The organism is Croceicoccus sp. Ery5, assembly GCF_020985325.1.
In the GTDB taxonomy this organism is placed as follows: Bacteria; Pseudomonadota; Alphaproteobacteria; order Sphingomonadales; family Sphingomonadaceae; genus Croceicoccus.
Genome location: NZ_CP087587.1, coordinates 138,182 through 158,902, shown reverse-complemented (window position 1 = coordinate 158,902; position 20,721 = coordinate 138,182). Strand labels below are relative to the sequence as shown.

Annotated in this window: 22 protein-coding genes; 10 read left to right on the top strand and 12 right to left on the bottom strand. The window is 63.6% G+C overall.

Annotated features, from left to right (window positions below; genetic code table 11):
* Positions 1 to 44: 44 nt before the first annotated feature.
* A complete protein-coding gene (gene ftsH / locus LOZ74_RS00740; RefSeq protein WP_230292475.1) occupies positions 45 to 1,982 on the top strand; it encodes an ATP-dependent zinc metalloprotease FtsH in 1,938 nt (645 codons plus the stop codon).
* A gap of 59 nt (positions 1,983 to 2,041) precedes the next feature.
* Here ftsH and LOZ74_RS00735 read toward each other — a convergent pair whose 3' ends face one another.
* From LOZ74_RS00735 to rpoZ, 3 genes are all read right to left on the bottom strand, one after another.
* Positions 2,042 to 2,515, bottom strand: a complete 474-nt coding sequence (locus LOZ74_RS00735; protein ID WP_230292474.1) for a GNAT family N-acetyltransferase — start codon at positions 2,513 to 2,515, stop codon at positions 2,042 to 2,044.
* Entirely contained in the window at positions 2,512 to 3,591 is a 1,080-nt protein-coding gene (locus tag LOZ74_RS00730; protein WP_230292473.1) for a DUF3667 domain-containing protein, read from the bottom strand. The genes LOZ74_RS00735 and LOZ74_RS00730 overlap by 4 nt, the downstream gene beginning before the upstream one ends.
* 147 nt (positions 3,592 to 3,738) lie before the next feature.
* On the bottom strand, positions 3,739 to 4,083 hold the full coding sequence (gene rpoZ, locus LOZ74_RS00725) for a DNA-directed RNA polymerase subunit omega (protein ID WP_230279384.1): 345 nt from the start codon (positions 4,081 to 4,083) through the stop codon (positions 3,739 to 3,741).
* A gap of 149 nt (positions 4,084 to 4,232) precedes the next feature.
* On the opposite strand from rpoZ, the gene LOZ74_RS00720 reads away from it, so the two are divergent.
* Together LOZ74_RS00720 and LOZ74_RS00715 are read left to right on the top strand one after the other, a co-directional pair.
* Positions 4,233 to 5,417, top strand: a complete 1,185-nt coding sequence (locus tag LOZ74_RS00720; RefSeq protein ID WP_230292472.1) for a phosphatidylserine/phosphatidylglycerophosphate/cardiolipin synthase family protein — start codon at positions 4,233 to 4,235, stop codon at positions 5,415 to 5,417.
* Positions 5,418 to 5,447: 30 nt separating this feature from the next.
* Positions 5,448 to 5,909, top strand: a complete 462-nt coding sequence (locus LOZ74_RS00715; protein ID WP_230292471.1) for a hypothetical protein — start codon at positions 5,448 to 5,450, stop codon at positions 5,907 to 5,909.
* A gap of 9 nt (positions 5,910 to 5,918) precedes the next feature.
* Here LOZ74_RS00715 and LOZ74_RS00710 read toward each other — a convergent pair whose 3' ends face one another.
* Positions 5,919 to 6,062: a hypothetical protein gene (locus LOZ74_RS00710; protein ID WP_230292470.1), complete on the bottom strand. Its 144-nt coding sequence runs from the start codon at positions 6,060 to 6,062 to the stop codon at positions 5,919 to 5,921.
* Positions 6,063 to 6,161: 99 nt separating this feature from the next.
* Between LOZ74_RS00710 and LOZ74_RS00705 the strand changes: the two genes are divergently transcribed.
* On the top strand, positions 6,162 to 7,502 hold the full coding sequence (locus LOZ74_RS00705; RefSeq protein ID WP_230292469.1) for a sulfatase-like hydrolase/transferase: 1,341 nt from the start codon (positions 6,162 to 6,164) through the stop codon (positions 7,500 to 7,502).
* 21 nt (positions 7,503 to 7,523) lie between these two features.
* On the opposite strand, the gene LOZ74_RS00700 is transcribed toward LOZ74_RS00705, so the two are convergent.
* The 3 genes from LOZ74_RS00700 to dapB all read right to left on the bottom strand — a co-directional run bounded on the left by LOZ74_RS00700 (position 7,524) and on the right by dapB (position 9,877).
* Complete coding sequence (locus tag LOZ74_RS00700; RefSeq protein ID WP_230292468.1) at positions 7,524 to 8,369, bottom strand: MipA/OmpV family protein; 846 nt, start codon at positions 8,367 to 8,369, stop codon at positions 7,524 to 7,526.
* Positions 8,370 to 8,471: 102 nt separating this feature from the next.
* Entirely contained in the window at positions 8,472 to 9,149 is a 678-nt protein-coding gene (nth, locus tag LOZ74_RS00695) for an endonuclease III (protein WP_230292467.1), read from the bottom strand.
* Complete coding sequence (dapB, locus tag LOZ74_RS00690; RefSeq protein WP_230292466.1) at positions 9,149 to 9,877, bottom strand: 4-hydroxy-tetrahydrodipicolinate reductase; 729 nt, start codon at positions 9,875 to 9,877, stop codon at positions 9,149 to 9,151. The genes nth and dapB overlap by 1 nt, the downstream gene beginning before the upstream one ends.
* A 35-nt stretch (positions 9,878 to 9,912) precedes the next feature.
* Here dapB and LOZ74_RS00685 point away from each other — a divergent pair, with 35 nt between their 5' ends.
* Positions 9,913 to 10,614 (top strand): NAD-dependent deacylase, encoded by a 702-nt coding sequence (locus LOZ74_RS00685; RefSeq protein ID WP_230292465.1) that lies wholly within the window; start codon positions 9,913 to 9,915, stop codon positions 10,612 to 10,614.
* A gap of 39 nt (positions 10,615 to 10,653) precedes the next feature.
* Here LOZ74_RS00685 and LOZ74_RS00680 read toward each other — a convergent pair whose 3' ends face one another.
* On the bottom strand, positions 10,654 to 12,927 hold the full coding sequence (locus LOZ74_RS00680; RefSeq protein ID WP_230279392.1) for an NADP-dependent malic enzyme: 2,274 nt from the start codon (positions 12,925 to 12,927) through the stop codon (positions 10,654 to 10,656).
* A 198-nt stretch (positions 12,928 to 13,125) separates the two neighbouring features.
* Here LOZ74_RS00680 and LOZ74_RS00675 point away from each other — a divergent pair, with 198 nt between their 5' ends.
* From LOZ74_RS00675 to LOZ74_RS00665, 3 genes are read left to right on the top strand one after another with little or no spacing between them, the layout of a single operon-like run.
* A complete protein-coding gene (locus LOZ74_RS00675) occupies positions 13,126 to 13,908 on the top strand; it encodes a hypothetical protein (RefSeq protein WP_230292464.1) in 783 nt (260 codons plus the stop codon).
* A 31-nt stretch (positions 13,909 to 13,939) separates the two neighbouring features.
* A complete protein-coding gene (gene mutS, locus LOZ74_RS00670; protein WP_230292463.1) occupies positions 13,940 to 16,579 on the top strand; it encodes a DNA mismatch repair protein MutS in 2,640 nt (879 codons plus the stop codon).
* A 42-nt stretch (positions 16,580 to 16,621) separates the two neighbouring features.
* The gene (locus LOZ74_RS00665; protein ID WP_230292462.1) at positions 16,622 to 17,053 is read left to right on the top strand and encodes a YidH family protein; all 432 of its coding nucleotides are present in this window, start codon (positions 16,622 to 16,624) and stop codon (positions 17,051 to 17,053) included.
* Positions 17,054 to 17,059: 6 nt separating this feature from the next.
* Here LOZ74_RS00665 and LOZ74_RS00660 read toward each other — a convergent pair whose 3' ends face one another.
* The 4 genes from LOZ74_RS00660 to gluQRS all read right to left on the bottom strand — a co-directional run bounded on the left by LOZ74_RS00660 (position 17,060) and on the right by gluQRS (position 19,191).
* Positions 17,060 to 17,380 carry a hypothetical protein gene (locus LOZ74_RS00660; protein ID WP_230292461.1) on the bottom strand — a complete coding sequence of 107 codons (321 nt, stop codon included), beginning with the start codon at positions 17,378 to 17,380 and terminating at the stop codon, positions 17,060 to 17,062.
* An 83-nt stretch (positions 17,381 to 17,463) separates the two neighbouring features.
* Positions 17,464 to 18,042 carry a cob(I)yrinic acid a,c-diamide adenosyltransferase gene (locus tag LOZ74_RS00655; RefSeq protein ID WP_230292460.1) on the bottom strand — a complete coding sequence of 193 codons (579 nt, stop codon included), beginning with the start codon at positions 18,040 to 18,042 and terminating at the stop codon, positions 17,464 to 17,466.
* Positions 18,043 to 18,056: 14 nt separating this feature from the next.
* On the bottom strand, positions 18,057 to 18,284 hold the full coding sequence (locus tag LOZ74_RS00650) for an HIG1 domain-containing protein (RefSeq protein WP_230279395.1): 228 nt from the start codon (positions 18,282 to 18,284) through the stop codon (positions 18,057 to 18,059).
* Positions 18,285 to 18,309: 25 nt separating this feature from the next.
* Positions 18,310 to 19,191: a tRNA glutamyl-Q(34) synthetase GluQRS gene (gene gluQRS / locus LOZ74_RS00645; RefSeq protein ID WP_230293771.1), complete on the bottom strand. Its 882-nt coding sequence runs from the start codon at positions 19,189 to 19,191 to the stop codon at positions 18,310 to 18,312.
* Positions 19,192 to 19,543: 352 nt separating this feature from the next.
* Here gluQRS and LOZ74_RS00640 point away from each other — a divergent pair, with 352 nt between their 5' ends.
* Both LOZ74_RS00640 and LOZ74_RS00635 read left to right on the top strand, forming a co-directional pair.
* Positions 19,544 to 20,152: an HNH endonuclease gene (locus LOZ74_RS00640; protein ID WP_230279396.1), complete on the top strand. Its 609-nt coding sequence runs from the start codon at positions 19,544 to 19,546 to the stop codon at positions 20,150 to 20,152.
* A gap of 14 nt (positions 20,153 to 20,166) precedes the next feature.
* Positions 20,167 to 20,721, top strand: coding sequence for a DUF1993 domain-containing protein (locus LOZ74_RS00635; RefSeq protein ID WP_230292459.1), 555 nt, complete (start codon positions 20,167 to 20,169; stop codon positions 20,719 to 20,721).

The window sequence follows — 20,721 nt, the reverse complement described above, 5'->3', positions numbered from 1 at the left end:
CTCGCGCCTATTTTGGTTGGGCGAAAGGATATCCGGCAAAAGCGATGAACAAAGACGAACAGCCCAACAACAATCCCTGGCTCAAGAGCCTGATGATCTGGGGCGGGATTTTTCTCGCGCTCCTGCTGGTCGTCTCGCTGTTCGGAGAGCGTGGGCCGGCGCAGGGCACGCAGATCAATTACTCCGCCTTCCGCAACAGCGTGGCCGAGGGTAATGTCCGTTCCGTCCAGATCGCGCCCGACCGGATTACCGGCACGCTCAAAAACGATCAGCCGTTCAGCACCACGCCGGTTCCCGGCGATGTCGGGCTGACGCAACTGTTGCAGGACAATGGCGTCGATTACACAGGGGCAGAGCCCGAGCAGCAGAGCCTGCTCCTCATCATCCTGTTCAATTCGCTTCCCTTCCTCCTTATCCTCGGCATCGCGTTTTTCGCGCTGCGTCAGGTGCAGAAAGGCGGCGGCGCGGGCGGCGCCATGGGCTTCGGCAAGTCGAAGGCCAAGCTGCTAACCGAACGTCAGGGCCGCGTGACGTTTGACGACGTTGCAGGCATCGACGAAGCCCGCGAGGAGCTGGAGGAAATCGTCGAGTTCCTGAAGGACCCGTCGCGGTTTTCCAAGCTGGGCGGCCAGATCCCCAAGGGCGCGCTGCTGGTCGGTTCGCCCGGTACGGGTAAGACGCTGCTGGCCCGCGCCATCGCGGGTGAGGCAGGTGTGCCCTTCTTCACCATTTCGGGTTCGGATTTCGTCGAGATGTTCGTCGGCGTCGGCGCCAGCCGCGTGCGCGACATGTTCGAGCAGGCGAAGAAGAACGCGCCCTGCATCCTGTTCATCGACGAAATCGACGCTGTGGGCCGTTCGCGCGGCCATGGCCTCGGCAATTCGAATGACGAGCGCGAGCAGACGCTGAACCAGCTTCTGGTCGAGATGGACGGGTTCGAGGCCAATGAAGGCATCATCATCATCGCGGCGACCAACCGCCCCGATGTGCTCGATCCCGCTCTGCTGCGTCCGGGCCGTTTCGACCGTCAGGTTGTGGTGCCCGTGCCCGATATCGACGGGCGCGAGAAGATCCTGTCGGTTCACATGAAAAAGGTGCCGCTCGCCCCCGACGTCAATTCGCGCACCATCGCGCGGGGCACGCCCGGTTTCTCGGGCGCGGACCTTGCCAATCTGGTGAACGAGGCTGCCTTGCTGGCTGCCCGCCGCAACAAGCGGCTGGTGGCGATGCAGGAGTTCGAGGACGCCAAGGACAAGGTCATGATGGGCAGCGAGCGCCGGTCCATGGTCATGACCGACGACGAGAAGAAAATGACTGCCTATCACGAGGCCGGTCACGCTCTCGTCTCGCTGAACGAGGAAGCGTCGGACCCGATCCACAAGGCGACGATCATCCCGCGCGGCCGTGCGCTGGGCATGGTGATGCGCCTTCCGGAGCGCGACTCCTATTCCTATCACCGCGACAAGATGCACGCGAACCTTGCCGTCGCCATGGGCGGGCGCGTGGCGGAAGAGATTATCTTCGGCCACGACAAGGTATCGTCGGGTGCATCCTCCGACATCCAGTACGCGACCGATCTGGCCCGCAACATGGTCACAAAATGGGGCATGTCGGACAAGCTGGGGCCGCTGCAGTATGAACAGAGCCAGGAAGGCTATCTGGGCATGGGGCAGACCACCCGCACCTTTGCGGGGGCCGAGACCAACAAGCTGATCGATGCCGAAATCAAGAAGCTGGTCGAGGATGCGCACAAGCGCGCGACCGATGTGCTGAACGCGCAGGAGGACAAGCTGCACCTGCTGGCACAGGCGATGCTGGAATATGAAACGCTGACGGGCGACGAGATCGACCAGCTGTTGAAAGACGGCAAGATCGACCGCCCCGACGCGCCTAGCGGCCCCGCCCGTCCGGTGCCCGCCAGCGGCTTTGGCGTTCCCAAGGCCGGCAAGCGCTTTTCGGGCGAAGGGCCGCATCCGGCCTGACCCTCTGATCGAAACGATGAAAACAGGGCGGGTGGCTGCGGCCTCCCGCCCTTTTCGTTTCAGCCCAATTGCATATGCAGGAACTGGTTGAAGGCCGTGGCGGTATAACCGGCAAATGCCTCGCCATGGGCAAAGCCGCGCTTGCGATAGAGTGCCAGCGCAGGTTCGAACACCGCCCCGCTGCCGGTTTCGAGGCTGAGGCGCTCCAGCCCCTCGTCCCGTGCCCGGGCGATGATCGCATCGAGCAAGGCCGCAGCCGCGCCTTGCCTGAGAAAATCGGGATGGGTGCGCATCGACTTTACCTCACCCTGCCTGTGCCCCAGCCGCTTGATCGCGCCCATCGCCGCCAGCCTGCCACCGGCGGCCCACGCACCCAGCATCGTCAGTTCGGGCACCGCCAGTCCCGACAGGTCCAGCGCGTGCACCGCATCGGCGGGCGAGAATTCGTGCATCCCCGCCAGATGCAGCGCCAGCAGTTCCTGCAATTGCAGGTCGTCGAGCGCGACCGGCCCGACGGTGAAATCACCGGTCACCCCAATATGCCCAGCAGCAACAGGATCGTCAGGAACAGCATCAGCACGACCGAGATAAACACCAATGCCGCCGCCGTCCGCACCAGCGCGCCCACACGGCTGAGCGAATAGCCATAACGAAGCTGCTTATAGATATGCACCACCGGCACCACGGTACACAGCGTTGCGATCACCCATGATGGTGGGCCGCGGACGATCGCCAGCAGGCTCGCCGCGATGAACAGTAGCGACATGAACGCGATCGAATAGGTGACGAAAACCGAGTGATCGTAGAGCCCGTATTTCTGTTTCCAGAAAAACATCAGCCACATGAAGGGCAGCGACAGCGGGATCAGCAGCCACGAAAACTTGTAACCGCTGGACTGCAGCTTGTAGATCATCAGCGACGGGTTCTCGCGCCATTTCTTCAGGCCCTTGTCCAGCTCGGGCACGCCCGTGCCGCCGCTGGTCTTACCCTCGGAGTCCTTCGCACCGAACCCGCCCAGAATGCTCCGCGCGGCCACCAGCTTGCCGATTTCGGCCTGCGTCTCCTCGTATGCAGGGCTGCCTTCGGTCTGCGTTTCCAACCTGGCGAGCGCGGCCTCCAACTGGCCCTCGGTCTGCTCGATCGCGGCAGGCACGTCGCCATCGACCCCGCCGCCACGCAAATCGGTGGGCACCGACAGGCCGACCATCGAAAACACCGCGAACATGGCGAACACCGAAAACAGGAACAATGCCATCGGCGACACATGGCGGCGGCGCTTCCCGTCGATATATTCGCGGGTCAAATGCCCCGGCTTTACCGCCAGCATCGGCAATGTGCGCCAGATCTTGCCGTCCAGATGCAGCACCCCATGCATCAGATCGTGCAGAAACGCCCCGATCGTGCGGTGCAGATGCGCTTCCTGTCCGCAGTTATGGCAATGCGATCCGACCAGCTCCGTCCCGCAGTTCAGGCACGCACTCTCGTGGAAATGCCCGCTGTCGCCCTTTTGCGTACTCGCGCTGTCGCCGGCATTGATCTCGCGCTCGACGGCACGGCCGATTGCGCCGCCTTCGACCATGCCCCCGATGCCATCGGTAAAATCGCTCATCCAAGACCCCCTGTTCAGTCCGGAGAGGCAAACTATACCGCGTTGCAGCGCAATTTGAAGGGTCGCGCCGCGCCGAGGTGAAAGGTCCAAATGAAAAGGGCCGCCAAACGGCAGCCCCTTCCCGAATTCGCAATGTCGCGGCAGCGATCAGCCGTCGTAGTCGGAGCCGATCGACGTGTTGCGCGTCGGCGCAGCCGCGGTCAGGCGCAGAGCCTCTGCCGAACGCGACAGCGAGCCGACTTCATCCACTTCGTCATCGTCGTCCACGGCGACCTTTTGCAGACCCTGGACCAGCGTTTCCTTCAGCTCCTTGGGCTTTACCGTCTGCTCTGCGATTTCGCGCAGGGCGACAACCGGATTCTTGTCGCGGTCGCGGTCGACGGTCAGCTCGCTGCCGGCCGAAATTTCGCGCGCACGCTGGGCAGCCAGCAGCACGAGATCGAAACGGTTCGGGATCTTGTCGACGCAATCTTCGACGGTAACGCGCGCCATAGGGCACCTCGGTAAAAGGGTTGGGGTAAAAAGGGTTGGTCCTGTCGGAAAGGCCCGCAATTAGGGAATTGCCCCCCAAGAGTCAAGAAAAGCCACCGCCTGCGCGCCCACTTGCCGATCACCGCGCCGCGCGCCATCATCGCCGCGCAATGACGACGATCCAGCCGGTCTGCAGCGACACGCCCCCTTATGACGATCCGCCCCCGTTCCATGTCACCGCGCAGGGGTACGCGCTGGGTTTCTATCCGGCAGGCGCGGACCGGTTGCAGACTCTGTTGTCGCTGATCGAGGGGGCGCAGCGCTCGATCCGCATGTGCTTTTACATCTTTGCCGAGGACGAGGTTTCGCGCCTTGTGCGCGATGCGCTGGTCGCGGCGGCGCGGCGCGGGGTGCGGGTTTCGCTGATCCTCGACGATTTCGGCTCCAGCGCCAGCGAGCAGTTTCTGGAACCGCTGAACGCCGTGGGCGGGCGCAGCGTGCGTTTCGCGGCGCACTGGTCGCAGCGATACCTGATTCGCAATCACCAAAAGATCGTGGTCGCCGACGACGGTCTCGCCATGATCGGCGGGTTCAATATCGAAAACGATTATTTCCAGCCGCCCGCGATGAACGGCTGGAACGATCTGGCCGTGACGGTGGAGGGCGAGGCGGTCGGCGCGCTGACCCGCTGGTACGATCTGCTGCTGGGCTGGACCGGCAACCGGCGGGCGCGCTTTTCAGGCATTCGCCGGATCGTGCGCGAATGGGATGCGGGCAGCGGGCCGGTACGTCTGCTGGTGGGCGGCCCGACCAAGGGCCTGTCCAGCTGGGCCAGATGCGTGTCTGCCGATCTGATCGCGGGCAATCGGCTGGATATGATGATGGCCTATTTCTCGCCGCATAAACGATTGGTGCGGCGGATCGGGCGCATCGCGGAAAAGGGCGAGACGCGGCTGTTGATGGCGGGCAAGTCCGATAATAACGCCACCATCGGCGCGACGCGGGCGCTTTATCGCTATCTGCTGCGGCATGGTGCTCGGATCTGGGAATTCGCGCCGTGCAAGCTGCACACCAAGCTGATCGTGCTGGACGATGCGGTCTATCTTGGCAGCGCCAATTTCGACATGCGCAGCCTTTATATCAATCTGGAACTGATGCTGCGGATAGAGGATGCAGCACTGGCGGACCGGATGCGCGATTTCGTGGCACAACATCTGCCCGCGAGCGAGGCAATCACCCCCGCCCTGCACAAGCAGCGTTCGACCCTGTGGAACCGTTTCCGCTGGCGGCTGGGCTGGTTTCTGGTCGCGGTGATGGACTACACGGTCACACGGCGGCTGAACCTTGGGTTATAGTCGCATCGCGGAGGCAGAAGGCAAGGTACGATGGCGCGGCGGCGCGAACTGAAAGCGGTTTGCAATGATCTGCTGGCGATATTCGTCAGCAGAAACAACCGCATCGACGGCTATTGGGCGCTGGGCTTTTTTCAAGCCTGGCTGCAAAAGCACCGGGAACAGGCCATGGCATTCCCCTTGATACCCGTGCAGGAAGAAGACAGCGAATTTCTTTTTGCCGAGACCGCCGAATTTTTTCGGAACGAATTGGATCGCCTTGCGGCCACACGGAATATCCCGCCGGAATGGATTGTCCATGCCTCGATCGATGTGACGTCGGTCGCATCGGACAGCCTGCTTTGCACCGCAACCTTGACTGCCGACAATGAACTGCAATTCCAATCCAGTGCAGACGCGCAGGCGCTCATCCACGACCCGAGCAAGGAATTCGCGTCAGGATCGGGTCCACGGCTGCGAGGAAGCAGGCGGAGCTGGCTTGCAAACTTAAGCTAGCGATCGCGATCAGGTTTTGGCATCCAAATCCCGCCACATCCACCGCGCATCCGCGCCATAGCCTGCCAGTTTTACCCTCATCGCCGCATCGGGCACCCCTTCGTTAAAGCCCATGCTGCGCCAGAACGGTGCCGCGCCCGAAACCGCGTCCAATCACGCTCCAGAACGGGCAGGCAAATCCGTCGCCATATACTTAATAATTATTTTACCGGAGTCGTGAAATCTGGGCCGGTTACACCGGAACCGGAATCCATGACGCGCCAATCTTCCATCCTGCAAGACTTCCCGCTCAGATGGGTGTTCTGGTGGGTCGTGCTGCCCAATCTGGCACTGATGGCCATGTGGCTGGTCGGCGGGCCGAAGATGGGTGCACAGATCCTGCTGGCGGGGATCGCCGCCTTGCTAATCTGCTGTTCGACCAATCTGGTGTTGCGCACCATCGGGATGGTCGCGATCTATGCCTTTCTTCTGCTGACCCTGATGTCGCGCATCTTCTATCTCACGATCGAGAAATCTCTCAACTCGCTCGCCTATGTGACCGAGATGAATTTGCTCTCCTCGCCGCTCTATGCCGCGATGGCACTGGTGCTGGGTGCGTGCATCCTGCTGGGTGCATGGTTCGGACCGCGCACTGCCCGTCCGCGCGGTCTGCCGCAAATCGCGCTTGCGCTTGGCAGCGTGGCCTTGCTGGTGCAGGCCGACACCATGCTGAACAAGGCGGATCGCGGCAGCTATATGGCGCGGGCGCCGCAGGGGACCCCCGTTTCCTCGGCGGCGATAGAGGTCGATCTGGCCCCCGAACTTCAGCAATCGCGCAATGTGCTGATCGTCATTCTGGAATCGGTCGGCGTGCCCAATAATGCCCATGACCGTGCGATTTACGACAGCATCTGGGACCGCCGGAAATGGGATGCGAATTATATCGTAGAAACGGGCGAAGTGCCCTTTTACGGCTCTACCACCAGCGCGGAAATGCGGGAATTGTGCAGCGCGTGGGCCGATCCGGCCAGCTTCCGGTTCGAAGGGAGCGATTGCCTGCCCGACCGCTTTGGCAAGGCCGGCTTTGAGACGATCGCGGTTCACGGCTTTACCGGCGAGTTCTTCAACCGCAAGCAATGGTATCCCAAGGCCGGTTTTGAGCGCAGCTTTTTCGGCGGCGATTTGCTGCAAGACGGCAAACCGCTGTGCGACGGCGTTTTCACCGGCGTTTGCGACCGCGACATTCCGCACCAGATTTCGCAAATGCTGGGACACCAGCCCGACCGACGCAAGTTGATATACTGGCTGACGCTGTCGGGCCATCTGCCCGTCGACGACAATGCCACCATGGGGCTTGCGGCATGCGATCTGGGGTCATCAGACTGGCAGGCCGATTTTCCGATGCTGTGCCGAAGCTATATGATCCAGCGGCAGATCGCCGATGCGTTGCAGCGCGAAATGGATAGCCCCGGCTTTACAGATACGGACATCCTGCTAGTAGGCGATCACATTCCGCCGTTTTTTCAAAGCTCGATCCGCGAACGATTCAAGAGCGGGACGGTGCCTTATCTTTATCTCAGGCGGCGGCGCGAACCAGAGGATCTACCGGTCTGACCGTCCCTCGCATTCGCTGCGCTACAGCCCGAAGCGATAGCCATAGCCCACGCCCAGCGCGAATTGCAGGCGCTGGCCGCGCTCTTCGACCAGCGGGGAGCGGCGCGCTTCGCTGCCCAGATCCTCGGCCACGGCGAACACGGTAATGGCGCTGCGGCGGTTGAGCGGCTGGACCGCATTCGCACCCACGCCATAGGATAATATGCCGCCCTCGGCACGATAGGGGGCAAGGCCGGTGTCGGCGGATTGCTGCGCGTCGATCCCGTAATAGGTATCCATGAAATCACCGCTGACGATATTGATGCGTGGGCCGAAACTGACGATCGTATTGCCCAGCCGCGTACGATAATCGAGCGAGCCGTAACCGACCGCGCCATCATGCCCGCCAAATCCCTTGAGCACTTCGACACGCGCCGTCCATTCGCTGCGCGGGCCGAAGCTCTTTTCGACAAAGCCGCCCAGTTCGGCGGAGGGGTCGATATCGCCCATGCCTTGCAGATCGTCACTGCCGCCCGCGATCAGAAAGGGCGAACCGCCATCGTCCTCGTCCCGGCCAAAGCGGATTTTGGCGAGCGGGCCGATTTTCCAGCCATCTCCCTTGATCGCATTCCAGCCCAGCCCTTCGGGGATCGACGCGAAAATCTCGTCGCCATAGGTCACGCGTATATCGGGGACGAGCGACAGGCTCATATCGTCAGAGCCGGTCCATGACGGGGTCAGGATCAGCGCGCCGCGCAGCGATACTTCCCATTCGTCGGGCCGGTCGGCAGGCCGCCCGCGCAATTCGGGCGCGACGGTTTCCTGCGCATGGGCGGGCAGTGTGGCGACAACGGCGGACAGCACCATCACTATCGGAATGCGGGTCATCGGAAATTGGATCGATTTGGACGACAATAGGCGCGGCAAGGCTGCGATCCCCTTTTTCGCTTTGGTACCACAGCCGATACGATATCGCAGCCGTCGGGTTCCTTAACGCCCCTTGGGCTTTTCCAGCACCTTGTCCCTGAACCCGCACAGATCGACCACCGGACAGCGCCAGCATTCGGGAGTGCGGGCCTTGCACAGATAGCGGCCGTGCAGGATCAGCCAGTGATGTGCGCCCACGCGGAAGGGTTCGGGCACTTTCTTTTCCAGCTGCGCCTCGACCTTTTCGGGGGTTTTGCCCCTGGCGATGCCGGTGCGGTTGCCGACGCGGAAAACATGCGTGTCGACAGGGAACACCGCCTCTCCGAACGCGCAGTTCAGCACGACATTGGCGGTTTTGCGCCCCACACCCGGCAACCTGACCAGCGCGTCGCGGTCGCGCGGAACCTCGCCGCCGTAATCGTCGACCAGCATTTGCGCCGCGGCGATCACGTTCTTTGCCTTTGAATTGAACAGGCCGATCGTCTTGATGTGTTCCTTCAGCCCGTCCTCACCCAGATCGAGCATTTGCTGCGGCGTCTTGACCTGCTCGAACAGTCGGCGGGTCGCCTTGTTCACGCCCACATCGGTTGCCTGCGCCGACAGCGCCACGGCGACGACCAGCTGATAGGTGTTGCCGAATTCCAGCTCGGTCTGCGGGTCGGGATTATCCTCTGCCAGCAGGCGGAAGAATTCGAAAACTTCCGCCTTGTTCTTCGGCGCGTGCCCTCTTCGTTCGGGCATTACAGGCCCAGCACGTCGTTCATGGTATAGCGGCCCGCGGGCTTGCCGGTCAGCCAGATCGCGCCCCTGACCGCGCCGCGCGCAAAGATCGCGCGATTCTCGGCGCTGTGCGACAGGGTGATACGCTCCTGCTCTCCGGCAAGGATCACGCTGTGTTCGCCCGCGACCGTCCCGCCGCGCAGCGCGGCAAAGCCGATTGCGCCCGCCGCCCGCGCGCCCGTATGCCCGTCGCGCCCGCTTTCGGTGTGGGTGGCCAGATCGATGGCACGGCCCCGTGCGGCAGCCTCGCCCAGCAGGATGGCGGTGCCCGATGGTGCGTCCACCTTGTTGCGGTGGTGCATTTCCACGATCTCTATATCCCAATCGTCGCCCAGCCGCGCCGCCGCCTGTTCGACCAGCGCCGCCAGCATGGTCACCCCCAGCGACGTATTGCCCGTTTGCAGCACGGCGATCTGCTTTGCCGCCGCGTCGATGGCCGCGTGATTATCCGCCGTCAGCCCCGTGGTGCCGATCAGCAGCGGAATGCCATGCGCCACACAGGCATCCAGCGTCGCGCCCAGCGCCGCGGGGCTGGAGAAATCGACCAGCGCATCGGATTTTGCCGCCAGCGCCGCGACATTATCGCCGCGATCCACGCCGCCCGCCATTTGCTGCCCCGCCTCGCCAATGGCGTGGGCCAATGCATGCCCCATGCGCCCTGCCGAGCCGACGATACCAATACGCGTCATTGCATTCTCCTTGATCGGCGTGCTTCATGGCGGGCATGGAGCGACTTCGCAATATCGTGATCCTGACCGGTGCGGGGGTTTCCGCCGAAAGCGGGATCGATACGTTCCGCTCGGCAGGCGGATTATGGGAGCAGCACCGCGTAGAGGATGTGGCCACGCCCGAAGGGTTTGCCCGCGATCCCGATCTGGTGCTGGGCTTTTACGATATGCGCCGGGCCGCTGTCCAACAGGCGGAGCCCAATGAAGCGCATCATGCGCTGGCAAGGCTGGACGCGGCGTGGGACGGCGATATTTTGCTGGTGACGCAGAATATCGACGATCTGCACGAACGGGCCGGCGTTGCCGATGTGCTGCACATGCATGGCGAGCATCTGAACGCATGGTGCACCGCCTGCGGCACGCGCAGCAGATGGACAGGCCCGCTGATCACGCGCCCGCCCTGCCCTGCCTGCGGTGAAAGCGCGCTGCGACCCGATGTCGTATGGTTCGGCGAAATGCCCTATCAGATGGAGCGCATCTATGCCGCGCTGGCCGATTGCGACCTGTTCGTGTCCATCGGCACGTCAGGCGCGGTCTATCCCGCAGCGGGTTTCGTCCGCGAGGCCAAGGCGAACGGTGCCCTTACGCTTGAGCTCAACCTTGAGCCCAGTCAGGGTTCACACTGGTTCGACGAGACGCGGCTGGGCCCCGCCAGCGAGCTGGTGCCCGATTGGGTCAGCGAAATGCTGGGCGAGTAATCACCCGCCCGGCATTTCGCCCAATCAGCCCAGCGCGAATCAGCTAAGCACTCCGGCTGCCGCCAGCACCGCCAGCGTCAGTACGTCGGGCGCGATCGCCGTCATCGGGGCGATCTGCACCGGCTTTTCCATACCGATCATCATCGGGCCGATAGTGGATGCCCCTGCCAGTTCGCGCAGCAGCTTGGCCGACAAGTTCGCCGATTGCAGACCCGGCATCACCAGCACGTTGGCGGGCGCGGACAGGCGGCTGAACGGATACAGCTTCATCACCGTCGGGTTCAGTGCGGCATCGGGTGCCATTTCGCCTTCATATTCGAAATCCACGCCCTCATCGTCGAGGATGTGAACCGCGTCGCGGATATTCTCCAGCCATTTGCCTGCCGGATTGCCGAAAGTGGAATAGGACAGGAAGGCGACGCGCGGATCGTGGCCCAGACGGCGGGCGACTTTGGCGGTCTCCTTGGCGATATGCGCCAGCATTTTGGCGTCGGGGCGTTCGTTGATCGTCGTATCGGCCAGGAACACGGTATAGTTCTTGCCGATCATCAGATGGATGCCGAACGGCACCTCGCCCTGCTTGGGGTCAAGCACGGTGGCCACTTCCTTGGCCGTCTGCGCGAACGGGCGGGTCAGGCCGGTCACCATCGCATCGCCCGCGTCGATCGCCAGCAGGGCCGATCCGAAGATATTGCGATCCTGATTGACCATACGGCGCACGTCGCGTTCGGTATAACCGCGCCGTTGCAGGCGTTCGTAGAGATGATCGACCATTGCGGGCACATGGCTGCTGTCGGCCGAGTTCTGGATTTCGAAACTGTCGGGATCGTCCACGCCCAGCGCGATCAGCTTGTCGCGCACCGCCTGTGTGCGGCCGACAAGGATCGGATGGCCATAGCCGAAATCGCGGAACTGGATCGCGGCGCGGATGACGACATCTTCCTCCGCCTCGGCAAAGACGACGCGCTTGGGGTTCTTCTTCGCATCCTCGTACACTTTGGTCAGGACCGAAGTGGTGGGATTGAGCCGCGCCTTCAGCGACAGCTTGTAAGCGTCGAAATCCTCGATGCGGTCCTGTGCGACGCCGGTGTCCATTGCGGCTTTGGCTACGGCAGCGGATACGCGTTCCATCAGGCGCGGATCGAACGGGGCGGGGATGATATATTCGCGCCCGAACTGGTGATCGACGCCATAGGCTGCCGCCACCTCGTCGGGCACGCGTTCGCGGGCCAGCTCGGCAATCGCCTCGGCCGCGGCGATCTTCATCTCTTCATTGATCGCGGTGGCGCGCACGTCCAGCGCGCCGCGGAAGATAAAGGGAAAGCCCAGCACATTATTGACCTGGTTCGGATAATCCGACCGGCCCGTCGCGATGATCGCGCGCGGTTTTACCTTCTTGGCTTCCTCGGGCAGGATTTCGGGCGTGGGGTTGGCCATGGCGAAGATGATCGGCTGGTCGTTCATCCCCTTGACCCATTCGGGTTTCAGCGCGCCCGCCGCCGACAGGCCAAGGAACACGTCCGCACCCACCAGCGCTTCTTCAAGGCTGCGCGCTTCGGTTTCCACCGCATGGGCGCTTTGCCACTGGTTCACCTTCTCGCGGCCCGGATAGATCGGGCCCTTGCGGTCGCACATGATGACGTTTTCGTGTTTCACGCCCAGCGCCTTGATCAGCGCGGTACAGGCAATGGCCGAGGCGCCCGCCCCGTTCACCACCATCTTCACGTCTTCCATCTTGCGGCCCGTCAGATGCACCGCATTGATCAGCCCCGCAGCCGCGATGATCGCGGTGCCGTGCTGGTCGTCGTGCATGACGGGGATGTTCATGCGTTCGCGCAGCGCCTGTTCGATGATGAAACATTCGGGCGCCTTGATGTCTTCCAGATTGATCCCGCCAAAGCTGGGTTCCATCACCGCCACGGCATTGATGAACGCTTCGGGGTCTTCGGTCGCCAGTTCGATATCGATCGAATCGACATCGGCGAACCGCTTGAACAGCACCGATTTGCCTTCCATCACCGGCTTGGACGCCAGCGCGCCCAGATTGCCGAGGCCAAGGATCGCGGTGCCGTTGGAGATGACGGCCACCAGATTGCCGCGCGCGGTATATTTGGCGGCCAGCGCCGGATCGCGGGCGATGGCTTCGACCGGTGCGGCCACACCCGGCGAATAGGCCAGCGACAGGTCGCGCTGGGTCGCCATCGGTTTCGACGGCACGATCTCGATCTTACCGGGACGGATCGTCTCGTGATAAAACAGCGCCTCGCGCTCGGTAAAGGAAACGTCGGGCTTGTCGGTGCCGTCTTTGCTCACGGGCTGGCTGCTCCTTGTCACGCCCCTCTCCATGGGACACTGGTGCCTATAGACGTTTCGCGCGGGGGCAAAAGGGGGGCAATCGCTTTTTTACGCCGCGAAATGTATTATACCTATATCAAATAAAGATCATACAACTTGTCGGAGTTATTCGGCGCTGGCGCGGCGGGCCGGTGGCATAGTATTTCCCGCAATCGCATGAACCCGCCCGATCCCGATTCGCGTGACGACATCCGCGCCCGCCTTGCCGCGCTGGAGGCGTTGGTGGGCAGGCAGGATGGCGAGTCCCGTGATGCAGACCCAAATGATGCAGGCCCAAATGATGGCTCGCCCAATGATGCGAGCCTCAAAACCGGCCTATCGCGCCTGTTGCGCCTGTTGCCGCTGGTCGCGGCGGCCAATGCGGTGCTGGCGGTGCCCGCGCTGGTCATTTCGGTGGGGGTCGCCTATTTCGCCTTTGTTCAGGCCGAGGCGACCGACAAGATGCAGGTCGCCAGCGTCTGGCCGCGCGTTACCTATGCCACGTCCAATCAGGACGGGGACGGGACCGAGAGGATCACCCTCTCGCTCGTCAACAAGGGCGTCGGACCCGCACTGATCAGGGGCATGGAAATACGCTATCGCGGCAAGGCCTATACCGGTTTCCGCCAGTTGATCGACGCTTGCTGCGCCCGACCCGACGACCGGCTTTCGCTGGGCATCGGCAGCATAAACGGCGAAGTGCTGCGCCCCGGCGAGGAAATGATGTTCGCATTGATGGAGCCCGACGGCACGCCGCCCGCAGCCTATCGGCGCTTTGCCACCGAACGCGGCGAGCTGGCGGTGAGAATCTGTTACTGTTCGGTCTTCGACGATTGCTGGGTGGACGACTGGCGGCGGGCCGAACCCGTGCCGGTCGCGCAATGCCCCGCCGACTGGGTGCAATATTCCGGTTTCCCCCAGGGACAGGTTTTCCCCAAAGGAGAGTCGGCGCGCCGATGATTTTGCCGGTTCGAGCCGGTAGAGCGGGGCGATGGCCTCTTCCACCGTAACGCCGATGATGGCGCAATATCTGGCGCTGAAAGAAAAAGCGGGCGATTGCCTGCTGTTCTATCGCATGGGCGACTTTTTCGAATTGTTCTTCGACGATGCGAAACGCGCCGCATCGGTGCTGGATATCGCGCTGACCAGTCGCGGCGAGCATGGCGGACAGCCGGTGCCGATGTGCGGCGTGCCGGTGCATGCGGCTGAAAACTATCTGGCGAGGCTGATCCGCGCGGGCTGCCGCGTGGCGATTGCCGAACAGACCGAAACCCCCGCCGAGGCCAAGGCCCGTTCCAAGCGGGAGGGCGGCGGGTCCAAGGCGCTGGTCGCGCGCGACATCGTGCGTTTCGTAACGGCAGGCACGCTGACCGAGGATACGCTGCTGGAAGCGCGGCGCGCCAATGTGCTGGCGGCCATCGCACCGGTGCGCGGCATTGTCGGACTGGCGGCGGTCGATATTTCCACCGGAGAGATGGCGCTGGAAAGCGTGGAGCCGCAAGCGCTGGGCGCGGCGCTGGCGCGGATCGGCCCCAGCGAGATCGTAAGCCCCGAAAGTGTCGCGCCCGAGGATGCCGGATGCCTGCCCGAAGAGGCAATCGGGCGCCCAGCCCGCGATTTCGCCAGCGACAAGGGTGAAGCGCGGCTGAGGGAACTGCACGGCGTGGCGACGCTGGACGGGTTCGGCCAGTTCGACCGCGCGGCGCTGGCAGCCGCAGGGGGGCTGATTGCCTATCTCGACCATGTCGGGCGCGGCACGCTGCCCTTGCTCCTGCCGCCGCGCGCGCGGTCGGCCGCCGGCCATCTGGCGATGGACGAGGCGACACGCGCATCGCTGGAAATTCTGGTGTCCGCGTCGGGCACGCGCAAGGGCAGCCTGATCGATTGCCTCGACCGGTGCCTGACCGGTGCGGGGGCGCGGCTGCTGGCCGAAGACCTGTCGGCCCCGCTATGCGCTGTGGATGCGATCCGCGCGCGGCTGGCGGCGGTGGGATGGCTGCACAACGATCCGCTGCTGCGCGAAGCGGTGCGCGATGAATTGCGCGCCTTGCCCGATATCGGGCGCGCCTTGGGCCGGATCGTGGCGGGACGCGGCTCTCCGCGCGATCTGGGCCAGTTGCGCGACGGGCTGGGCGTGGCGCTGGCCTTGCAGGAACGGCTGGCCGGGCGCGGCGAAATGCCCCCGTTGATTGGGGCCCTGTTACCGCGCCTGCAGGGGCATGGCGCGATGATCGAGCTGTTCTCCCGCGCGCTGGTCGAAGCCCCGCCGACCGAACGGTCGCAAGGCGGGTTCATCGCGGCAGGCTATGACGCGTCGCTGGATGAATTGCGCGATATCGCCAAGAACGGGCGGCGCGCGATTGCCGCGCTTGAGGCGAAATATCGCGACCAGACGGGCATCGCATCGCTGAAGATCAAGCATAACGGCGTGCTGGGCTATTTCATCGAAGTGCCTGCGGGCCGCGCCGATGCGCTGATGGCGCCGGACAGCGGCTTTACCCACCGGCAGACGATGAAGGGCGCGGTGCGCTTCAACGCGCTTGCCCTGCATGAGGAAGCCAGCCGCATCGCCGAAGCGGGCGGCAGGGCTCTGGTGGCCGAGGAAGCGCATTTCGAAGAGCTGGTGAACGCCGCCATCGACGCGCGCGAGGCCATTGCCGTCACCGCGCAGGCGCTGGCCCGCATCGATGTCTGCGCCGGATGGGCCGAACGTGCAGGCGAAGGGGCCGGATGGACCATGCCCGAGGTGGAGGACAGCCCGACGCTGGCCATCGCCGCCGGACGCCATCCGGTAGTAGAGGAAGCACTGGCCAAAGCGGGCGAGCGTTTCGTTGCGAATGATTGCGCGCTATCGGCTTCGTCACGTCTGTGGCTGATCGGCGGGCCGAACATGGGCGGCAAATCGACATTCCTGCGGCAGAACGCGCTGATCGTGCTGATGGCGCAGGCAGGCGGCTTCGTTCCGGCAGAGGCAGCGCGCATCGGGCTGGTCGACCGTCTGTTCAGCCGTGTCGGTGCATCGGACAATCTGGCGCGCGGACGTTCGACCTTTATGGTCGAAATGGTCGAAACCGCCGCGATCCTGTCGCAGGCCACCGACCGCAGTTTCGTCATTCTGGATGAAGTCGGGCGCGGGACCAGCACCTATGACGGGCTGGCGCTGGCATGGGCGGTGGCCGAAAGCGTGCACAGCACGCTGCAATCGCGCTGCCTGTTCGCGACGCATTACCACGAACTCTCCCGCCTTGCCGAAAGCTGCGAGGCGCTGTCGCTGCATCACGTTCGCGCGCGCGAGTGGAAGGGCGATCTGGTCCTGCTGCACGAGCTGGCCGAGGGGCCAGCCGACCGGTCGTACGGCCTGTCGGTGGCGCGGCTGGCGGGTCTGCCCAAACCGGTGATCGCGCGGGCAAAGGCCGTGCTCGACAGGCTGGAAAAAGGCCGCGCGGAAACCGGCGGGCTGGCGGCGGGTCTGGGTGAACTGCCCCTTTTCGCCGCCGCGACCGAGGCAGCGGAGGAGCAATGCGACACATTGCGCGAAACCCTGCGCGACCTTGACGTCGACGCACTCTCCCCGCGTGAGGCGCTGGACATGCTGTACCGGCTGAAATCCGAGGCGGGTGAGACGCCCTAGGCGCGGCGGGAACCCGTATGCCGGCCAGCCGGTTCCCACTCTATGGTCAAGGACGATCCCTATAACCGCAATGCCGGTGACGAAGACCGCGACGATCTGGCGCAGGAGCGCACCCATATGGCCGAAGACCGGACCGTCATGGCGGTCGAGCGGACCTATGCCGGCTGGATCCGCACATCTTTCGGTGCGATCGCGATAGGGCTGGGGTTCAAGGCGCTGTTCGGCGCGCTGGAACCATGGTGGGTGGCGCGTGCGATCGCCAGCGTATTCATTGTGCTGGCAGCGGTTCTGGCTATTCTGGCGGAACGCCGCGCCTGCCGCTCCCTGCAAAGGATGCGCGGGCACGCGGTTGACCGTCCCGATGCGCCGCACCTGCGCTATATCGCATGGGCCGTCTGCGCGGGCGCCGTGGTCCTGATTGCCGCCATCTGGCTGCTGCTCGACATGCAGCCGTCGGGCGGCAATCCGGCTTAAGATATATCAGCTGTCCGAATTACGCGGTTCGTCTTCCATGATGTTGCGGTGGCCGTATTTCTGTTCGTTGTCGTCCATGTTCGGCTCACCGTCATAGGCGCTCATGTCGATGCCGCCGCGATCCATTTGTTTCATGTGATCGACAAGGTCTTCGGTATCGTCGTCTTCGGTCACCGAACCGACGGCCTTTTCGCTATCTTCGTCAAGGCCATAGCTTGACGGGCTGCGGCCGCTGGCCTGATCAGCGACGGTCTGGGCTTGCTCGTCCTTGTCGATCTGTTCGTCATTGACGGTTTCGGGGGCGAGATCGCTGCGCGGATTGGCCATTTTTCGTGTCCTGTTTGCAAAGCCTGAACGCATCAGGCGGTTTGCAGGGGAAACGAATGGCAGGGGCGGCAGGTTCCGGGGGCCTACCTGTTACCGGCGGGCACCCACAACACATCGTCGCGCCCGCCATCATTGGCAAGGCGGGCCAGCACGAACAGCAAGTCGGACAGCCGGTTGATATAGGCGCTGGCGGCGGGGTTCACCGGCACTTCTGCCGCCATGGCGACCACGCTGCGTTCGGCGCGGCGCGCGCTGGCGCGGGCGATGTGCAGCCGCGCGGCCGCTTCGCTGCCGCCGGGCAGGATAAAGCTTGTCAGCGGTTCCAGCCGTTCGTTCGCATCGTCGATTGCGCTTTCCAGCCAAGCAGTCTGCGATTCCACCATGCGCAGCACCATCTCTGACGGCGCGAAATCGCCCCCGTCCGCCAGAGGGGTCGCCAGATCGGCGCCCAGATCGAACAGATCGTTCTGCACGCGCCGCAGCAACGCGCCCGTCGGGTCGTCGCCGAGCGCCACCACCGCAATGCCGATTGCGCAATTGGCCTCGTCCACTGCGCCGATCGCTTCCATGCGGGCGTGATGTTTGGGCAGGCGCGACCCGTCGACAAGGCCGGTCGTGCCATCGTCACCCGTGCGGGTGTAGATCTTGTTCAGCCGGACCATCGGAACTGTGCGAACTAGCGCGCGATCAGCAGCAGCAGTGCCACCACGGCAATCGCCGCGGCCTGATATTTGATGCGCGCGAACATCGCCTTGTTCTGGCGAAGCTGCATTTCCTTCACCCGTTCCTCGCCGCCTTCCAGATCGAGTTTCGTCGTTTGCATGAATGCGACGATCCCGCGCACCAAAGAGACGACGACCATGACGACCAGAATGATAATGGCGATGATGAGGATGATGTTCATGCCGTCCAGATAGGGATTGCGGCAGTTAAATTCCAGCGATTCCGTAACCGCCCGATCCGGCGGTCAGCCCGTCCGGAAAATCGCCGCTGCGCAGCCGCGCGGCCAGCGCCTGCCCGTCCTCTCCCGCCAGCCGCCGCTGTGCGAGCGATGGCGAGCCGCGCCTTTTGGCCAGCTTCTGTCCGCCGGCCTCCAGCAGCAGGGCATGGTGATGCCACACCGGCACCGGCAATCGCAGCAAGGCTTGCAACAGGCGGTGGACATGGGTTGAGGCGAACAGGTCCATCCCGCGCGTGACATGGGTGATCCCGTCCGCCGCATCGTCCAGCGTGACGGCAAGGTGATAGCTGCCCGGCGCATCCTTGCGACCCAGCACGACATCGCCGAATATTTCGGGCGTGGCGGTGATGTCGCCCGCGATTTCGTCGGTCCATGTCAGCGGTCCGGTTCTGCGCAAGGCCTCTTCCATGTCCAGCCGCCACGCGACCGGCCCGTCGGGCGAAAAATTCGCGCCGCTGCCCGTGCGGGGCCTGCATGTTCCGGGGTAGACCGGCCCGTCCGGCCCGTGATGTGTGGCGGCGGCAGCGATTTCGGCGCGGGTGCAGCGGCATGGATAGACCAGCCCCTCGCGCCCCAGCCGGTCCAGCGCGGCGCGATGGTCCGCAATGCGCGACGATTGCCGTATCGCCTCTCCGTCCCAGTCCAGCCCCAGCCAGCGCAGATCGTCCAGCGCGGATTGCGCGAATTCCGCGCGGCTGCGCGCGCCGTCGATATCCTCGATCCGCAGCAGGAAGCGGCCCGCCTGCGGCGCTGCATTCCGTTTCGCCCGGTCATGCGCGACGATGGCGGCATAGGCATGGCCCAGATGCAGCGGCCCGTTGGGGCTGGGGGCAAAGCGGGTGGTGATCATCGCCGCCATTTCTGCCGCGCACGAAGCCATGGCGCAATCATGCATTGCCCGCGGGCGCCTGTGCATAACCATGCGGAAAACAACGGGGATAGTATGGGGACGGCCTGGGGACCGGCTGGGCATAGGCGGTGAACAGACTGTGGAAACCGCCCATCGCGCCATCTTGACCGCGCGAGTCGGTCAGGGCAGCAATCGTAATCACCATGCGACATCAAGCGGTCACACAACCCTGCCACTCAGCGCCCGTAACCGGCGCGGGTGCCAATGCTGCCGTCTGGCCGCAAACCGCCGATGCGCACCGTGGAAGGGCCGTCCAAAGGCCCTTCGCTCAAAAGGAGGCGCGGCAAAGGATATGTTTCGGGCTGAGTTGATCGAACGGAAAGCCAGACTCTCCAGCGCGGATGACGATCCCGTCCGCAAGCTGGCGAGTTGTCCGGCCCTTGTGCTCAACGCCGATTACACGCCTTTATCCTATTACCCGCTCAGCCTGTGGCCATGGCAGACCGCGATCAAGGCGGTGTTCCTCGACCGTGTCGATATCGTCGCCAGCTATGACAGAGAGGTGCACTCGCCCTCGCTCGACATGAAGATCCCCAGCGTGATTGCGCTGAAGGATTTCGTGAAACCGTCGGAATTTCCGGCCTTTACCCGTTTCAACCTGTTCCTGCGCGACCGGTTCTGCTGCCAGTATTGCGGCAGCCCAAAGCATCTGACGTTCGACCACGTGGTCCCGCGCCGTCTGGGCGGCAAGACCAGCTGGGAAAACATCGTCACCGCCTGCGCGCCCTGCAATATGAAAAAGGGCGGGCGCACGCCGAAACAGGCGCATATGCATTTGCATGTCGATCCGATCCGTCCGACCAGCTGGCAATTGCAGGAAAAGGGCCGCGGATTTCCGCCCAACTATCTGCACGAGACATGGCGCGACTGGCTCTATTGGGATATCGAACTGGAAGAATGACGGAGCGGATGGCCATGGCTTTCACAGCACTTCTGGTGCCTACCTATCGCAATATGCTGACCGCGCTGTCGGCATGGCTGGATAAGGCACAGGCCAGCGGCGGCGGCGACGCGCTGATGGCGGCGCGGCTGGCGCAGGATATGTATCCGCTGTCGACGCAGATCCGCTTTGCCTGTGTGCAGGTGCTGGAAGCCATCTATCGCCTGCAGGGCAAGCCATTGCCCGAAGTGGCCGGCGCGCTGGTGGCAGAGGGGCGCGAGGCGGGCGACCATCCCGGCACGATTGCCGAGGGGCAGCGCGTGATCGCCGATACGCTGGCGCAGGTGCAGGCGCTGGGCAGCGATGCGCTGGATATGGATGCCGACGCCGCGCTGGCGCATGAATTGCCCAATGGCATGATCATGGACCTGACCGCGCAGCAATATGCGCGCGACTGGGCGGTGCCGCAGTTCTATTTCCATGTCATGGCCGCCTATGCGATCCTGCGGCAGCAGGGCATCGATCTGGGCAAGGCGGATTATTGCGCCCATATGCTGCCCTTCATCCGGCAGGATGCGCCCGCGGGCTGA

Coding starts and splice junctions, on each gene's coding strand:
- ftsH (WP_230292475.1), top strand. CDS start 45: ATGAACAAAGACGAACAGCCCAACAACAATCCCTGGCTCAAGAGCCTG.
- LOZ74_RS00730 (WP_230292473.1), bottom strand. CDS start 3,591: ATGAGCGATTTTACCGATGGCATCGGGGGCATGGTCGAAGGCGGCGCA.
- rpoZ (WP_230279384.1), bottom strand. CDS start 4,083: ATGGCGCGCGTTACCGTCGAAGATTGCGTCGACAAGATCCCGAACCGT.
- LOZ74_RS00720 (WP_230292472.1), top strand. CDS start 4,233: ATGACGACGATCCAGCCGGTCTGCAGCGACACGCCCCCTTATGACGAT.
- LOZ74_RS00715 (WP_230292471.1), top strand. CDS start 5,448: ATGGCGCGGCGGCGCGAACTGAAAGCGGTTTGCAATGATCTGCTGGCG.
- LOZ74_RS00705 (WP_230292469.1), top strand. CDS start 6,162: ATGACGCGCCAATCTTCCATCCTGCAAGACTTCCCGCTCAGATGGGTG.
- LOZ74_RS00700 (WP_230292468.1), bottom strand. CDS start 8,369: ATGACCCGCATTCCGATAGTGATGGTGCTGTCCGCCGTTGTCGCCACA.
- nth (WP_230292467.1), bottom strand. CDS start 9,149: ATGCCCGAACGAAGAGGGCACGCGCCGAAGAACAAGGCGGAAGTTTTC.
- dapB (WP_230292466.1), bottom strand. CDS start 9,877: ATGACGCGTATTGGTATCGTCGGCTCGGCAGGGCGCATGGGGCATGCA.
- LOZ74_RS00685 (WP_230292465.1), top strand. CDS start 9,913: ATGGAGCGACTTCGCAATATCGTGATCCTGACCGGTGCGGGGGTTTCC.
- LOZ74_RS00675 (WP_230292464.1), top strand. CDS start 13,126: ATGAACCCGCCCGATCCCGATTCGCGTGACGACATCCGCGCCCGCCTT.
- mutS (WP_230292463.1), top strand. CDS start 13,940: ATGGCCTCTTCCACCGTAACGCCGATGATGGCGCAATATCTGGCGCTG.
- LOZ74_RS00665 (WP_230292462.1), top strand. CDS start 16,622: ATGGTCAAGGACGATCCCTATAACCGCAATGCCGGTGACGAAGACCGC.
- LOZ74_RS00660 (WP_230292461.1), bottom strand. CDS start 17,380: ATGGCCAATCCGCGCAGCGATCTCGCCCCCGAAACCGTCAATGACGAA.
- LOZ74_RS00655 (WP_230292460.1), bottom strand. CDS start 18,042: ATGGTCCGGCTGAACAAGATCTACACCCGCACGGGTGACGATGGCACG.
- LOZ74_RS00650 (WP_230279395.1), bottom strand. CDS start 18,284: ATGAACATCATCCTCATCATCGCCATTATCATTCTGGTCGTCATGGTC.
- gluQRS (WP_230293771.1), bottom strand. CDS start 19,191: ATGATCACCACCCGCTTTGCCCCCAGCCCCAACGGGCCGCTGCATCTG.
- LOZ74_RS00640 (WP_230279396.1), top strand. CDS start 19,544: ATGTTTCGGGCTGAGTTGATCGAACGGAAAGCCAGACTCTCCAGCGCG.
- LOZ74_RS00635 (WP_230292459.1), top strand. CDS start 20,167: ATGGCTTTCACAGCACTTCTGGTGCCTACCTATCGCAATATGCTGACC.